The organism is Microbacterium sp. ProA8 (genome assembly GCF_039905635.1).
Classification (GTDB): domain Bacteria; phylum Actinomycetota; class Actinomycetes; order Actinomycetales; family Microbacteriaceae; genus Microbacterium; species Microbacterium chionoecetis.
This window is the reverse complement of record NZ_CP157000.1, coordinates 2,949,282-2,964,387: the sequence shown is the minus strand read 5'-3', so window position 1 is coordinate 2,964,387 and position 15,106 is coordinate 2,949,282. Positions and strand designations below refer to the sequence as shown.

The 15,106-nt window shown below is 70.1% G+C and carries 13 protein-coding genes; 9 read left to right on the top strand and 4 right to left on the bottom strand.

The genetic code is table 11. From position 1 onward, the window contains the following. The first annotated feature begins 276 nt into the window (after positions 1-276). The 4 genes from ABG085_RS13275 (at position 277) to ABG085_RS13260 (ending at position 4,191) form a co-directional block, all read left to right on the top strand. Positions 277-1,110: a DUF559 domain-containing protein gene (locus tag ABG085_RS13275; RefSeq protein ID WP_347976212.1), complete on the top strand. Its 834-nt coding sequence runs from the start codon at positions 277-279 to the stop codon at positions 1,108-1,110. A gap of 267 nt (positions 1,111-1,377) precedes the next feature. Beyond that, positions 1,378-2,079 carry a metal-dependent transcriptional regulator gene (locus ABG085_RS13270; protein WP_163619613.1) on the top strand — a complete coding sequence of 234 codons (702 nt, stop codon included), beginning with the start codon at positions 1,378-1,380 and terminating at the stop codon, positions 2,077-2,079. A gap of 302 nt (positions 2,080-2,381) precedes the next feature. After that, on the top strand, positions 2,382-3,311 hold the full coding sequence (locus tag ABG085_RS13265) for a M23 family metallopeptidase (RefSeq protein ID WP_347976211.1): 930 nt from the start codon (positions 2,382-2,384) through the stop codon (positions 3,309-3,311). Positions 3,312-3,693: 382 nt separating this feature from the next. Further along, positions 3,694-4,191: an HNH endonuclease gene (locus ABG085_RS13260; protein WP_347976210.1), complete on the top strand. Its 498-nt coding sequence runs from the start codon at positions 3,694-3,696 to the stop codon at positions 4,189-4,191. Positions 4,192-4,204: 13 nt separating this feature from the next. Here ABG085_RS13260 and ABG085_RS13255 read toward each other — a convergent pair whose 3' ends face one another. Continuing rightward, on the bottom strand, positions 4,205-4,606 hold the full coding sequence (locus ABG085_RS13255) for a hypothetical protein (RefSeq protein WP_347976209.1): 402 nt from the start codon (positions 4,604-4,606) through the stop codon (positions 4,205-4,207). Positions 4,607-4,803: 197 nt separating this feature from the next. Between ABG085_RS13255 and ABG085_RS13250 the strand changes: the two genes are divergently transcribed. From ABG085_RS13250 to ABG085_RS13235, 4 genes are all read left to right on the top strand, one after another. After that, positions 4,804-5,625, top strand: coding sequence for a hypothetical protein (locus tag ABG085_RS13250; protein WP_347976208.1), 822 nt, complete (start codon positions 4,804-4,806; stop codon positions 5,623-5,625). A gap of 1 nt (position 5,626) precedes the next feature. Beyond that, a complete protein-coding gene (locus ABG085_RS13245; RefSeq protein WP_347976207.1) occupies positions 5,627-7,279 on the top strand; it encodes a DNA polymerase Y family protein in 1,653 nt (550 codons plus the stop codon). 162 nt (positions 7,280-7,441) lie between these two features. After that, positions 7,442-10,861 (top strand): error-prone DNA polymerase, encoded by a 3,420-nt coding sequence (locus ABG085_RS13240; RefSeq protein ID WP_347976206.1) that lies wholly within the window; start codon positions 7,442-7,444, stop codon positions 10,859-10,861. Positions 10,862-10,930: 69 nt separating this feature from the next. Next, positions 10,931-11,359, top strand: a complete 429-nt coding sequence (locus ABG085_RS13235; RefSeq protein ID WP_347976205.1) for a VOC family protein — start codon at positions 10,931-10,933, stop codon at positions 11,357-11,359. Positions 11,360-11,491: 132 nt separating this feature from the next. On the opposite strand, the gene ABG085_RS13230 is transcribed toward ABG085_RS13235, so the two are convergent. Together ABG085_RS13230 and ABG085_RS13225 are read right to left on the bottom strand one after the other, a co-directional pair. Beyond that, positions 11,492-11,899 carry a hypothetical protein gene (locus tag ABG085_RS13230; protein WP_347976204.1) on the bottom strand — a complete coding sequence of 136 codons (408 nt, stop codon included), beginning with the start codon at positions 11,897-11,899 and terminating at the stop codon, positions 11,492-11,494. An 86-nt stretch (positions 11,900-11,985) separates the two neighbouring features. Beyond that, on the bottom strand, positions 11,986-13,719 hold the full coding sequence (locus ABG085_RS13225) for an FAD-dependent oxidoreductase (RefSeq protein WP_347976202.1): 1,734 nt from the start codon (positions 13,717-13,719) through the stop codon (positions 11,986-11,988). 94 nt (positions 13,720-13,813) lie between these two features. Between ABG085_RS13225 and ABG085_RS13220 the strand changes: the two genes are divergently transcribed. Continuing rightward, positions 13,814-14,737, top strand: a complete 924-nt coding sequence (locus ABG085_RS13220) for a LysR substrate-binding domain-containing protein (RefSeq protein ID WP_347976201.1) — start codon at positions 13,814-13,816, stop codon at positions 14,735-14,737. A 61-nt stretch (positions 14,738-14,798) separates the two neighbouring features. On the opposite strand, the gene ABG085_RS13215 is transcribed toward ABG085_RS13220, so the two are convergent. Beyond that, entirely contained in the window at positions 14,799-15,101 is a 303-nt protein-coding gene (locus ABG085_RS13215) for a hypothetical protein (protein WP_347976200.1), read from the bottom strand. Between the last annotated feature and the right edge of the window lie 5 nt (positions 15,102-15,106).

The window sequence follows — 15,106 nt, the reverse complement described above, 5'->3', positions numbered from 1 at the left end:
GCTCCTGTAGAGGCGCGGTTGACCTGTTGAGCCGCGTCGAGTTCGTTGCCGCACGGCTCAGTTCGTGTCGCGCGCCGCGCTGCGCCCCGGCATCCGTCGCCAACAGGTCAACCGGGCCTCCGTAGGAGGATGGAACCTTCCAGCGTCCTGTAGAGCCGCGGTTGACCTGTCGGGTTCCTCCTCCACAGGAGGGCGAACGGATGCCGCGTGCGCGAGTTCTTTACCCTGGCGGGGGAGACGTGAACCACAGGTCGCGTGGTCGGCGATGGTTCGAAGATGACCGGACTGATCGACGCGGTGACCCGTCACGGCGGCGTCGTACGCGTGCGGGCGCTTCTCGACGCAGGCTTCAGCCGCTTGACGGTCGCTGGCGCGGTCGCGGAGGGCCTCTTCATTGTTCCTCGCCGTGGTTGGGTCGCGGCGGTCGATGCTGATCCGTACCTCGTGGCCGCGGCGAGGGCGGGCGTCGTGCTGACCTGCGTCACCCAGGCCAAGAGGCTGGGGCTGTGGGTCCTCGACGAAGAGGCGCCACATGTCGGAGCGCCGCCGTCAGCTTCGCGCCTGGATCTGCAGAATCCGAAGACGACGGTGCACTGGTCGATCCCCGTCCAGCCGCGGGAGTTCGGTGCTTTGGAAGACGGTGTCCTGAACACGCTCGTGATCGTCGCCGGCTGCCAGCCGTACGAGGCGGCGTTGGCCGTGTGGGACTCAGCGCTCAATCGTGGACTGGTCACGAAGCTGGAGCTCGCCCGGCTGCCGCTGCGGCCGGGCGCCAGGCGGGTGCTCGAGGCCGCGACCCCGTTCTCGGATTCCGGGCTCGAGACGATCTTCGCGATCCGGCTGAAGTGGCTGCGGCTTCCGATCCGGGCGCAGATCTGGATACTCGAGCATCGTGTCGACTTCCTGATCGGAGAGCGACTCGTGGTCCAAGTCGACGGCGGTCACCATGTCGGACTCCAGCGCGCCGAAGACGTCGCGCATGATGCGGCGCTGATGCTGCTCGGCTACCACGTGATCCGTGTGACCTATACCCAGGTCATCGACCGTTGGCACGAGGTTCAGGAGCTCATCATGCGAGCGATTGCACAGGGCCTCCACCGACCGCGCTGATTCTCTGCGTCCCCGGTCGCCGATCGCCGGTCGCCGGTGGTCGGCCCGCCCTTCGCAGCTGGTCGCTCCGTCGGATGCTTGTCGCCCTGCGCCGGTCTGCGCGACAGGTCAACCGGCCTTCGACAGGAGGTTGAATCCTTCCAACCTCCTGTGGAGGTGCGGTTGACCTGTTGGAGCCCAGGCGGGCGCCGTGGGGCCGGCCCCGCCTGGGTGTCTGCGCCAGAAGATAGGCTGTCCTTACACTCCAGACATCGAGGACGCCGCGACATGACAGATCTGATCGACACCACTGAGATGTACCTGCGCACGATCCTCGAGCTCGAGGAGGAGAACATCGTGCCGCTGCGGGCGCGGATCTCGGAGCGCCTCGGACACTCGGGTCCCACGGTGTCGCAGACCATCGGGCGCATGGAGCGTGACGGACTCGTCGTCGTCTCCGAAGACCGCTCGCTCGAGCTCACCGCCGCCGGCCGCCAGAAGGCCGTCGACGTCATGCGCAAGCACCGGCTCGCCGAGCGCCTGCTGTCGGACGTCATCGGCCTGGACTGGGCCTACGTCCACGAAGAGGCCTGCCGCTGGGAGCACGTGATGAGCGAGCAGGTCGAGCGCCGTCTCGTCGAGCTGCTCGGCCACCCCACGGAGTCGCCGTACGGCAACCCCATCCCCGGGCTCGACCAGCTGGGCGACGTGCCCACGAACGGCTTCGAGCAGGGCGTCGTGGGTCTGGTCCGCCGTCTCAACGACGCCGGCGAGCCCATCACCGGCACGGTGCGCCGGCTCGCCGAGCCCGCCCAGGTCGACCCCGAGCTGCTGCAGCAGCTGAAGGGCGCCGGCGTCGTGCCGGGCGCCTTCGGCGACTACCGCTACAACGAGGGCTACGTGCTCGTGCAGATGCAGGGCAGCGACGAGGGCCTCGAGCTCCCGGTCGAGATCGCGTCGCACATCTTCCTGGTCGACGAGACCCGCTGACGCCCGAAGGACCCCTCGGGACGGCGACAGGATGCCGCTTCCCGGGTGCTCGTGATGTGCGCGCTGCGTGCTGCCGCAGCATCCGTCGTGGCACTGTGCGGAGATTGCCAGGCGTGGAGCGTGACATAAACGTGACCTTCGGGTAGCCTCGAGAAGTCCACCAGGCGAGAAGCCCGCCGACCGGACCCCACGTGGATTGCCTCACCGGCTCGTCGTCCACATGTGGTGAAGCCCGCATATCGTGCCCCGACATCGAATGCTGACGAGCCAGCGCCCCGGCGCAGAGGCGCCGGAGGAAAAGTTTGGCTGAAGAGACAGATTCGCACGCGATCGTGCCCGAGCACGCGGCGACCGACCCGACCCGTCGAGCGCGCACCCGGCAGACCCCCGTGCGACAGACCCGAGCCGTGCCGCCCGCCAAGTCGAAGACGAAGACTGTGCGCGCGAGCGCCCCGTCCTCGTCTTCCGCTTCGTCGACCAAGGGGCGCGTGCTCAAGCCGCTGCGCAGCCTGGTCGTGCTGACCATGGTCGGCGGACTCGTCGCCACCGTCGCGATCCCGGCGTTCGCCGCGACCGCCGGCGTGGGCACCGAAGAGGCCCGCACGATCCAGCAGATGGCCGTCGACGACGCGCAGACGTTCGTGGCGGCATCCGATGCCAATGCCAGCGAGCTCTCGCGCGGAAGCTACGCGGCCACCACGGCTGAAGAGATCGAGAAGAAGAAGGCCGAAGAGGCGGCTGCCGAACGCGCCCGCCAGGTCGCTAAAGCGGCCGCGGCGGCGGCGGCGACGCGGTCGTCTTCCGTCCCGGTCAACATCGCCCTCACCTCGCCCGGAACCGGCGAGGTGCGCTGGCCGATCCTCAACTTCACCAAGGGCCGCGGCCTCTGGGACTCGGGCTACCACCAGGGCGTCGATCTGCTGTCGTCGTGTGGCACGCCGCTCTATGCCGCAGCAGCCGGCGTGGTCAAGGTGTCGCAGGAGAGCTACGGCGGCTATGGCGTCGGTGTCTCCATCGACCACGTCATCGGCGGCCAGCAGGTCAACACGCTCTACGGGCACATGACGTACGGCAGTCGCCAGGTCTCGGTCGGCCAGTCGGTGTCAGCAGGTCAGCTCATCGGCCTCGTCGGCAGCACCGGAAGCTCGACCGCGTGCCATCTGCACTTCGAGGTCCACATCAACGGCTCCGTCGTCGATCCGTGGGCGTGGCTGCAGGCCAACGCGAGCTGAGCCGGATCGGCTCCCAGAATCACGACGGATGCCCGTCGCCCGGCCGGGCGGCGGGCATCCGTCGTTCGACACGCGGGCATCCGTTGTCCGACACGCCCCCGTGCGTTCACCGAGTTCACCGCCCCGGTGTCGGCTGGGTGCGTTAGCCTGAATCCCGACGCTGAGAGAGCGGAGGGAGCCGATGGGCTGCACACCACGCATCCGAACCATGGATGCGCTTGGACGCCTCGTCCTTCGGCATTGCACGAGTGGATGCCGCGGCATTGCCGTGGCGCCAAGGCGCTGTCTATAAGACAGCGCCTTTTTTCATGCCCCTGCGCCCTTGATCGTCGCGCAAGTCGAATAACCGAGAAGCCGTCCCGGCCATTCGAGAGGATGATCAATGCGCACTCTGGTGCTCAACGCGGGCTATGAGCCGCTCGCCGTCGTGTCGTTCAAACGGGCTCTCGTGCTCGTGATGAACGAGAAGGCCACCGTGGTGGAACACACCGAGACCGATCCGGTGTGGGGCACGAGACGCGCGTACGAGCGCCCCGCCGTGATCATCCTGACCCGCTACGTGCGGGTCCCGGGTGGTCGCCACGTGCCGGTGACGCGGCGGGGCGTGCTGCGGCGCGACAACCACCGCTGCGGGTACTGCGGCAAGGCGGCGTCGACGATCGATCACGTGCTGCCACGCTCGCGCGGCGGTGCGGACTCGTGGGAGAACCTCGTCGCCTGCTGCCTGCGCTGCAACAACGTGAAGGGCGACCGCACCCCGCAGGAGATGAACTGGGAGCTGCGCTTCCTGCCTCGCCCGCCGCGCGGGGGGCAGTGGACCGTCCGGGGCACCGAGCGCACCGATCCGCGGTGGGAGCCGTATCTCGCGCTCGCGGCGTGAGGTGTCGGTCCCGTCAGGAGAGCTCGAGGCCCGAGACCTCGAGGGTGAGCAGCGCCGCGACGACGAACGCCAGCCCGGTGTACACGAGGTCCTCGAACCAGTCGAACAGCCCGGGTCGGCGCTCGATCATCATCCTGGGGTTGTAGTAGAAGATCGACACGAGGATGACGAGCGCCGAGAAGGCGAGTCCGATCCACGCGGCGAACGGCACGCCCGCGAGCAGCAGCACGATGACGATGGCGGCGACCACGTACAGCCACACTTCGCGGACGAAGGCCCGCATCGAGTCGTGGCGCGACACCCCCGCCCTGGCGGTCGCTCTCCAGAGTTCGTAGAGCAGCGACAGGGTGAACGAGACGATCAGCACCCACGCTGAGATCGATTCGAGCAGGGTCGGGTGGATGGCGCCGTCCACGGCGGCTCCTCACGGGATGCGTGGAGTGAGCCCACGGTGGTCCATACGGTAGTGGTTGCGCGGCGGCCCCGGAAGGCGCTCGGCGGGATGGCGTTCGTCTCGGAAGGTACCGATTTCTCGAACATAACTGTCGGAAGCCGGAGGTACGCTCGTTCCCAGCGGTTGAAGGACTAGAACATCTGTTCTAGCATGTGGGAATGGGGGCGATCGTGCAGCTCACGGCACAGCACGTGCACGAAGCCGTCGGCCAGGAGCCGACGGCCGCCCGGCCTGCCAGCCCAGGATCGGCCGGCACAGGGTCGGCGCACACCGTCGCTCAGCTGCGGGCGCAGCTCGAGCGGGTGCAGGGGCGACGGCTCGACGCGCCGGTGCTGCCGGTGCATCCCGCCCTCGCCTCGCTGCTTCCCGGGGGCGGCCTGCGTCCCGGGGCGGCCTATTCCCTCCCGCGGTCGACGTCGGTGCTGCTGGCGCTGCTCGCCCAGCCGTCGCAGGCCGGGTCGTGGTGCGGAGTGATCGGGATGCCGCGGCTCGGCGCCGAGGCGGCCGAGGGGCTGGGGGTCGATCTGTCGCGCCTCGTGCTCATCCCCGATCCCGGTGCCCGCTGGCTCGCGGTGACCTCGACGGTCGCCGAGGTGCTGCCGGTGGTCGCGGTGCGTCCGTCCGGGCGAGCCGCCGACGGCGAGGTCTCCCGGCTGGCGGCGCGGCTTCGTGATCGCGGCGCCGTGCTGCTCGTGCAGGGGCCGTGGCCGCAGGCCGAGGCCGTGATCGAGGTCGGCGAGCCGGCATGGGAGGGCGTCGGGCGCGGGCACGGCTATCTCTCCGGCCGCGAGGTGACGCTCACCTCGTCGAGCCGTCGCTGGCCGCGATCCCGGCGCGCTCGGGTGATGCTTCCGGATGCCGCGGGCCATGTCTCCGCCGTGCCGGAGCGGATGCGCCCCGTCGAATCGCTGCATCCCACTGCGTCGGCCTCCTCGTCGCTCGACGTCTCGCTCGGTCACCGGATCAGGGCGGTGGGGTGACATGACGCCGGGAACGCCCGTTCGGAGCCTCGTGCTGTGGTTTCCCGACTGGCCGGTCACGGCTCTCGAGCGGGAGGCGGCTGCGGCTGCGGCAGATCGGATCGCCGTCGTCGAGCGCAACCTCGTGGTGGCGTGCTCGGCGGCCGCGCGCGCCGAGGGGGTGCGTCGCGGGCAGCGCCGGCGCGACGCGCAGGCGCGGTGCCCGGGGCTGACGCTGGTGAATGCGGACGCCGCGCGCGATCACCGCGCGTTCGCGCCGATCGTGTCGCTGATCGAAGAGCGGGCGCCCGGGGTGCAGCTGGTGCGGCCGGGGCTGTGCGCGCTGCGCGCCCGCGGCCCTGCGCGGTACTACGGCGGCGAGACCGAGGCCGCCCGCATGCTGATCGGCACGCTGCGCGAGGCCGGGATCGACGGGGTCAGGGCTGGGATCGCCGACGGGCCGTTCACGGCCGAGCAGGCGGCGCGCGGGGGAACGAGCGCCGAGGATCCGGTCTTCGTCGTGCCCGCCGGTGGGGCGGCGGGGTTCCTCGCGCCGCTGTCGGTCGCGGTGCTCGACGCATCGGCGATGATCGGCGCGGGCGCGGCCGGAACGAAGGACGCGGCCGACCTCGTGGGACTCCTCGCCCGGCTGGGCGTGCAGACGCTCGGCGGTTTCGCTGGGATGGAACCCGATCGGGTGCGGGAGCGGTTCGGCGAGCGGGGCGTCCGGCTGCATTCCCTCGCCGCGGGGCACGACTCGCGGCCGGTGCAGCCGCGCACGCCGCCACCCGAGCTCGAGCGCGAGGTCGCGTTCGAGCCGCCGCTCGAGATCGCCGACCAGGTGGCGTTCGCGATGCGCGTCACCGCCGACGACTTCATCGGCGGGCTGGGTGCGATGGATCTCGTCTGCACCGAGCTGCGGGTCGAGCTCGTCGGCGACCGCGGGGAGCGCAGCGAGCGGGTGTGGCTGCACCCCGGCTCGTTCGATGCGGCGGCGGTCGTCGACCGTGTGCGGTGGCAGCTCGCCGAAGACGTCGGCGCCGATCCCTCCGGTGGGGATGCAGCCGGGCGGCGCGGCCTGCGCAGCGGGGTGACCCTGGTGCGGATCTCGCCCGAGGCGGTGGATGCGGCATCCCATCACGCTCCGGCGCTGTTCGGCGGCGGACCCGAGGAGCGGGTGCACCACGCACTGTCGCGGGTGCAGGCCATGCTGGGGCATCGCGGTGTGCTGACGCCCGCGATCGGCGGCGGGCGGTGGCTGGCCGAGCGTCAGGTGCTCGTGCCGTGGGGAGACCGGGACGAGCGCGACCGGCAGGCGACAGGGGTCGGCGGCCTCGCGGCGCAGCGTGCGCGACCGTGGCCGGGGAGTCTGCCCGAGCCGCTGCCGACGACGGTGTTCGCCGATCCGGTGCCGGTCGACGTGCGTGCGCTCGGGGGCGAGCTCGTCGATGTCGACGAGCGGGGCAACGTCGCGGCCGTGCCCGCGTTCTTCATCGAGAGCGGGCGCCGGCGGGCGATCGAGGCGTGGGCGGGCCCGTGGCCCGTGATCGAGCGGGGATGGGATGCCGTGCGCTCGCGGCGCGCGTACCGGTTCCAGGTCGTCGACGCCGACGGGTCGGCGTGGCTGCTGGTGTGCGACGGCGACGCCTGGACCGCGGAGGCCACCTATGACTAGGGAGCTTGGCTCCCGGTCGTTGAGCGAGCGAGGAACGTGGTCGTTGAGCGAGCTTGCGAGTCGAAACGCAGAGACGAAACGCCCCGGGCCGACGAACGGCGTCGGTGCGGTGCGTTTCGTCTCGCTGCGCTCGCTCAACGACCGGGATCGGGGTGAGGGCTGATGGGCTTCAACAACCCGGGCGTGCCGTGGTCCGAGATGGAGCGCGTGCTGAGCGGTCGCCGCAGGCCCGAGGCGCCGCCGGTCGGTGCGGACGGCGGCGACAGCCCGGCGTGGTCGCGCAAGCGGGGGCCGTACGTCGCACCCGAGATCGAGCGTCCGGCCGACGCCATCCCGTACGCCGAGCTGCACGCCCACTCGTCGTACTCGTTCCTCGACGGTGCCTCGTCGCCGGAGGAGCTCGCCGAAGAGGCCGAGCGCCTGGGACTGCACGCCCTCGCGGTCACCGACCACGACGGCTTCTACGGCATCGTCCGCTTCGCCGAGGCCGCCGAGGCGCTGCAGCTGAAGACGGTGTTCGGCGCCGAGCTGTCGCTCGAGCTGCCGAAGCCGCAGAACGGCGAGGCCGACCCGGTCGGCGCGCATCTGCTCGTGCTCGCCCGCGGCGAGGAGGGCTATCACCGGCTGGCCGGCGCGATCACCCATGCCCAGCTGCAGGGGGCCGAGAAGGGGCGACCGGTCTACGACCTCGACGAGCTCGCCGCGCAGGCCGCGGGGGAGTGGACGGTGCTCACCGGGTGCCGCAAGGGCGCCGTGCGCCGGGCGCTCGCCTCGGCGCCGGGAAAGGCGGGAGCGGATGCCGCCGCCCACGAGCTCGACCGCCTCGTGACGCTGTTCGGGCGCGATGCCGTGCACGTCGAGCTCATCGACCACGGCAATCCGCTCGACACGCGCGAGAACGACGTGCTCGCCGGGCTCGCGCGCGAGCGTGGCCTGCCCCTCCTCGCGACGAACAACGTCCACTACGCCGTGCCGCAGCGGCAGCTGCTCGCCGCGGCGGTCGCCGCCGTGCGGGCCAACCGCGGGCTCGACGAACTCGACGGCTGGCTGCCTGTGCACGCCGGGGCGCACCTGCGGTCGGGGGCTGAGATGGCGGAGCGGTTCGTGAGGTTCCCGGATGCCGTGGCCCGCACCGTGACGCTCGCCGACGAGCTCGCCTTTCCGCTGCGCAAGGCCAAGCCCGCGCTGCCGAAGCAGAAGGTGCCCGAGGGGCACACGCCGATGTCGTGGCTGCGCAAGCTGGTGTGGGATGCGGTGCCGCGCAAGTACCCGCACCTGACCGACGAGAACCGGGCGCGCATCGAGAAGGAGCTCGGCGTCATCGAGCTGAAGGACTTTCCGGGCTACTTCCTGATCGTCCACGGCATCGTGCAAGAGGCACGGCGCCGCGGCATCCTGTGTCAAGGTCGCGGGTCCGCCGCCAACAGCGCCATCTGCTATCTGCTCGACATCACGGCTGTCGATGCGATCGGTTACGACCTGCCGTTCGAGCGGTTTCTGTCGAGCCTGCGCGAAGAGGAGCCCGACATCGACGTCGACTTCGACTCCGATCGTCGGGAAGAGATCATCCAGTGGGTCTACCAGGAGTACGGACGCGATCGCGCGGCGCAGGTCGCGAACGTCATCCAGTACCGGCCCAAGAACGCCGTCCGCGACATGGCCAAGGCGCTGGGGCATTCGCCGGGGCAGCAGGATGCCTGGTCCAAGCAGATCGAAGGGTGGGGGGCTCTGCTCGAGACGGGCGCCGGCCACGACATCCCCGACCAGGTGCTCGAGTTCGCGTCCGAGCTGCTCAAGGCGCCGCGGCATCTCGGCATCCACTCCGGCGGCATGGTGCTCACCGACCGGCCGGTGGGCGAGGTCGTGCCGATCGAGCACGCCCGCATGGAGAACCGCACGGTGATCCAGTGGGACAAGGACGACGCCGCCTGGATGGGGCTGGTCAAGTTCGACCTGCTGGGACTCGGAATGCTGGCGGCCCTGCAGTACTGCTTCGACATGATCCGCGCCTCGACGGGGGACGACTGGGAGCTGTCGACGATCCCGAAGGAGGAGAAGGCGGTCTACGACATGCTGTGCCGGGCGGATTCGATCGGCGTCTTCCAGGTCGAGTCGCGGGCGCAGATGGGCCTGCTGCCGCGCCTGCAGCCCCGGCGCTTCTACGACCTCGTGATCGAGATCGCGCTGATCCGCCCCGGACCCATCCAGGGCGGCGCCGTGCACCCGTTCGTCAAGCGCAAGCTCGGGCAGAAGAAGGTCACGTACGCCCACCCCAAGCTGGTGCCGGTGCTCGAGCGGACGCTCGGGATTCCGGTGTTCCAGGAGCAGCTCATGCAGATGGGCATGGCCGTCGGCGGGCTCACCGGCGAGGACGCCGATCTGCTGCGACGGGCGATGGGGTCCAAGCGCGGAGTGGAGCGCATCGACTCTCTGAAAGAGAAGCTGTACGCCGGCATGGCCGAGAACGGGCTCGTGGGGGAGGAGGCCGACGCGATCTACGCCAAGATCCAGGCGTTCGCGAACTTCGGGTTCGCGGAGTCGCACTCGCTGTCGTTCGCTCTGCTCGTCTATGCGAGTTCGTGGATCAAGCTGCACTACCCGGCGGCGTTCCTCGCGGGGCTGCTGCGGGCGCAGCCGATGGGCTTCTACTCTCCGGCGACCCTCGTGAGCGACGCGCGCCATCACGGCGTCGAGGTGCGTCGCCCCGACCTGCACCTGTCGGGCGTCGAGGCCGTGCTCGAGCGGGTGGACGGCGCTTCGGCAAGCTCAGCGACCGGGAGCGGCCTGGACTCCTGCCTCGAGCGCGACCAGCCACCGGTCGGGCTCTTCGACCTCGACGCTCCCGACGAGTCCGCGGCGCATCGGCGCGACGGCGCGTCCGCGGTGCGGCTGGGCCTTGCCGGGGTGAAGGGAATCGGCGCGGCCGTGGCCCAGCGCATCGTCGCCGCACGCGAGGCCGGAGGTCTGTTCCGCGACCAGCGAGATCTGGTGCGGCGCACCAGCATCACCGCGGCGCAGGTCGAGGCGCTCGCCACCGCCGGGGCATTCGAGTGCCTCGGTCTCAGCCGGCGGGAGGCGATCTGGCTGGCCGGGTCGGCGGCGCAGGATCGCCCCGAGTTCCTGCCCGACTCGCTCATCGCCGTGCAGCCGCCGCTGTTCGCCGATCCCACCAGCTACGAGCGCCTCGCCGCCGACCTCTGGGCCACCGGCATCTCGACCGACGACCATCCGCTGAGCCACTACCGCTCCGGGCTCGATGCGCGCGGCGTCCTGACGTCTCGCGAACTGCGCAGCCACGAGGTGGGGCGCCGCGTGGAGGTCGGCGGACTCGTGACCCACCGGCAGCGGCCGGCCACGGCATCCGGAATCACCTTCCTGAATCTCGAGGACGAGCACGGACTCGTGAACGTGGTGTGCTCGCTCGGCGTCTGGAACAGGTACCGCCGGGTCGTGCGCGACTCGCCCGCTCTCATCGCCCGCGGCATCCTGGAGCGTTCGGCCGAGGGAGTGACGAACCTCATCGCCGACCGGTTCGAAGACCTCCGGGTGGGCGTGCAGCACCGCGCGAGGGACTTCCGCTGAGACGCCCGGGAGAAAGCTCTAGGGTGGCGGTGTCGCGGCATCGACGCCGTGGGAGAGAAGGTGGTCGTCATGACGGGCAAGCTCGGCAACATCACGTTCTACGCCGACGATCCTCCGGCGCTGGCCCGTTTCTGGGCTGCGGTGTTCGGCTATCCGGAGGCGACGTGGGACGAGCCGCTGAAGCGCGAGCTGCTCGCCTCCGGGCTGAGCGAGGCGGATCTCTCCAACCGCGGACTCGCCGAGGATCCTGAGGGGGTCGGGCCGAGGCTGTTCTTCCACCACGCCTCCGAGAAGAAGGACGGGCGCAATCGGTTGCATCTCGACATCAGCGCCACACCCGGACGGCCGCCGTCCCGCGAAGAGCTCGAAGCCGAGAAGGATCGTCTCGTCTCGCTCGGAGCAGAGGTCGTCCGCCTCGTCGACCAGTCGTGGGGTCCCTGGCCCGAGACCTACTTCCAGATGAGGGACCCGGAGGGCCACGAGTTCTGCCTGCAATAGCGGGTCGCCGCGCTTGCGCTATCGCTCACCGCTCATGTGCGGGAACAGGATGCCGCGGCAGCGTGCCCGTTCCTCACACCCGCCCGTCCGTCACATCGGCCGGTCACACAAGCGGTCCGTCACAGCTGCCGGTCACATCTCGCCGTCCCACGCCTGATTCCGGCTGTCGACGTCCCACTCTTCCCGGGCTCTGTTCTCGACGTCGACGGCGGCCACCGGTCGGAGGCGGCGCTCGATCGCCTGCAGCCGGGCGATGGCTGTGACGTCGATGAGCTCATCTGCATCGACGTGGGCGTCTTGGACGACGATCTGGCTCGCCGGGCCGATGAGTATCATCACCCCGGTGATCGTGCCGTCCTGCTCCCAGGATGGAACTGTCACCGCCTCGGCCTCGCCGGCCTCGGCCAGCGCCCGACCGCAGCTGAGCAGTGCCGACGCGATGTCATCCCCGGTCACGAATTCGCTTCCCGCGTACGTCACTCTCTTCACCCTCTCTTTCTTACCCGCATGCCCCTCTAACACCTCTAGGGGTTGCAGCATGTCGGCGAACGGGCTACACGCGACGGAAGGTGTCGTCGACGCGCAGTCGTGTGACGGGGAAGGCCCTGCGCTGGTCGCGAGACGGCCTACTCGACGAGCTTGCCGGCGACCGACACCTCCCGCATCAGGGCGGCGATCTCGGCGGGAATCGGCGGAATCGCCTCGCGCACGACGCCGGTGGCCGGCGACCAGACGAGGTTCACCTGCAGCTCGGGGTCGGTCTCGGGGTAGTCGCTGCGGTTGTGGCAGCCGCGGGTCTCGCGGCGCTCGAGCGCTGCTTCGAGAGTCGCGCGGGCGGCGAGAGCCGCCGACTTCAGGTCGAACGCGTGCGCGAGGTCGTGGTAGCCCGCGATGTCGGGGTGCACGCCGATGTCGGCCATGCGCGCCTCGATGGCGTCGAGCTCGGCGAGGCCGGCGAGAAGGCCCTGTTCGTCGCGCACCACTCCTGCGTGCTCGGTCATCGTGTCGCGGATGGCGCGCTGCAGCGCCCGCACGTTCTCGGTTCCGGATGCCGCCAGCAGGCCGTCGATCTCGCCTCGAGCAGTGGCGACGGCCGAGGCCGATCGCTTCTGCGCCGGCAGCGACGCCGAATACTCGGCGGCCGCTTGCCCGACGATGCGCCCGAACACGAGCAGCTCGATCAGCGAGTTGCCGCCGAGCCGGTTCGCGCCGTGCAGGCCGGACGACGCCTCGCCGATGGCGTAGAGGCCGGGCACGTCCGTGGCGTGGTCCGAGGAGCGCACCCAGACGCCGCCCATCGAGTAGTGCGCGGTCGGCGCGATCTCGATGGGCTCCTTGGTGATGTCGAGCATCTGCAGCTCGAGCATCGTCTGGTACACGCGGGGGAGGCGCGTCATGATCGTCTCGCGCGGCAGGTGCGAGACATCCAGCCAGACGCCGCCGTTGGGGGTGCCGCGGCCCTCTTTGATCTCGGTGTAGCAGGCCAGTGCGACGCGGTCGCGCGTGGAGAGCTCGAGCCGCTCCGGGTCGTACTTGTGCATGAAGCGCTCGTCGAGGCCGTTGCGCAGGATGCCGCCCTCGCCTCGGGCCGCCTCTGAGATGAGGGTGCCGGCGGCGTTCTCGGGTTCGATGATGCCGCTCGGGTGGAACTGGACGAGCTCCGGGTCGCGCAGGCGGCCGCCGGCTTCGACGGCGAGCCGGAACGAGTCGCCGGTGTTCTCGTCGCGTCGCGACGAGGTGCGGCGCCAGATGCGGTTGTGCCCTCCGGCGGCGAGGATCACGGCATCCGCGTGGATCAGGTAGCGGGTGCCGTCTTCGAGATCGAAGCCATACGCGCCGAAGACCGCGCCGTCGTCGTTGACGAGGATGCGCGTGACATAGATCGTGTCGAGGATGGGCACCTCCAGCTGGGCCGCGCGGTTGATCAGGGTGCGCTGGATCTCGAGGCCGGTGTAGTCGCCCGCGAAGGCGGTACGGCGATAGGTGTGTGCGCCGAAGAACCGCTGCGAGATGCGGCCGTCTTCCTCGCGGGCGAACGGCATGCCGTACCGCTCCAGGTCTTCGATGCCGCGAGCGGCTCCCGAGGTGACGATCTCGACGGTGTGCGGGTTGGCGAGGAGGTAGCTCTCTTTGAGCGTGTCGGCCGCGTGCTGCTGCCAGCTGTCTTCGGCGTCCATCGTCGAGAGGGCGGCGTTGATGCCGCCGGCAGCCAGCGAGGTGTGCGCGTCCGATTTCGGACGCTTGCCGAGGGCGATGACGTCGACGCCCGCCTCGGCGAGTTCGATGGCTGCGCGAAGGCCCGACCCACCGGTGCCGATCACGAGGACGGTGGTGGAAAGCTGGCGCTCTGAAATGCTCACGCCCTCCACGGTAGGCAGAACGGTCGCATTACTCCAATGCATCTTTTGACTGAAAACGATACGGGTAAGCTATCGATGTGCATCTGGAGCAGCCGTGAACCTGGAACAGCTGCGTGCCTTCGTGACCGTCGCGCAGGTGGGCAACTTCACGCGCGCAGCCGAGCAGCTGCATCTCGCGCAGCCGTCGCTGAGTCGGCAGATCGCAGCGCTCGAGCAGGATCTCGGCGGGGAGCTGTTCACCCGGGCGCGCACGGGCAGCGTACTCACCGCCGCGGGTGAGTCGCTGCTGCCGCTGGCGCGCCGCATGCTGGCTGACGCGGCATCCGTTCGGCGCGAACTCGACGCGCTGGCAGGGCTCCGGCGCGGACGCGTGCGCCTGGGCGCCACCCCCACCCTCTGCGTCAGCCTCGTCGCAGAAGTGCTGAGCGCCTTCCACGCCGCACATCCGGCCATCGAACTGCACATCACCGAACGGGGATCCCGCGCGCTGCTCGAAGCCCTCGGCGGCGGTGAGCTCGACCTCGCGCTGATCACGACGTCGGGTGAGGCATCCGCTGAGAAGTTCACGGTGACTCCGCTCCTCGTCGAGGAGCTCGTCGTCGTCTCGTCCAGTGACGTCCCGCCGCTCACCGCGGGCAAGAGCATCCGGCTCGCCGAGGTGGCCGAGCTGCCGCAGATCGTGTTCAGTTCGACGTACGACCTCCGCGGCACCACCGATGCCGCTTTCGAAGAGGCCGGACTGTCGCCGCGCGCGGTCGTCGAGGGTGCGGAGATGGATGCCGTGCTCCGTTTCGTGGAACGAGGGATCGGCGTCGCCATCGTCCCTGCGATGGTCATGATCGAACGCAAAGGGCTGCGTGCGGTGCGTCTGGCGGAGCCCACGCTGACCCGCACGATCAGCATCGCCCGAGTCGCCGACATCGCACCGACGCCGGCGGCAGAGGTCATGCAGCAGACGATCGCCCGGATCGCTTCGACCATGGCGGAGCGAGCCGAGGCCACCATGCGGCTCGCGTGACCGGGGCGCCGCTGTCAGCGGTGCATGCTCGGCATCCACGGGTGGGTCCCGTGTCCGCGTGTCAGCCGGCGGATGCTTCCTCTGCCGACAGATTCACGGCAAGGTACGCGTCCCGCGGCGAGGCGAATACCGAACGTGGGCGGAAGGGCCGGACCCACGTCACCTCCACCCGGTCGCCGCGGCACTCGAGATAGGCGAGGAGGCAGCGGGCGTCGTTCCGCGGGACGGTGACGTCGAGGGCGCGCCAGGCGCCGTTGCCGACCCAGGTGAGTTCCACACGATGCCGATCTTCGCGCTGCTCGGTATCGATGAGCGTCGTGTCCCGCCTGCGCCGGCGGGTAGGGAGGTGATCGATCGTGGTCATGCTTC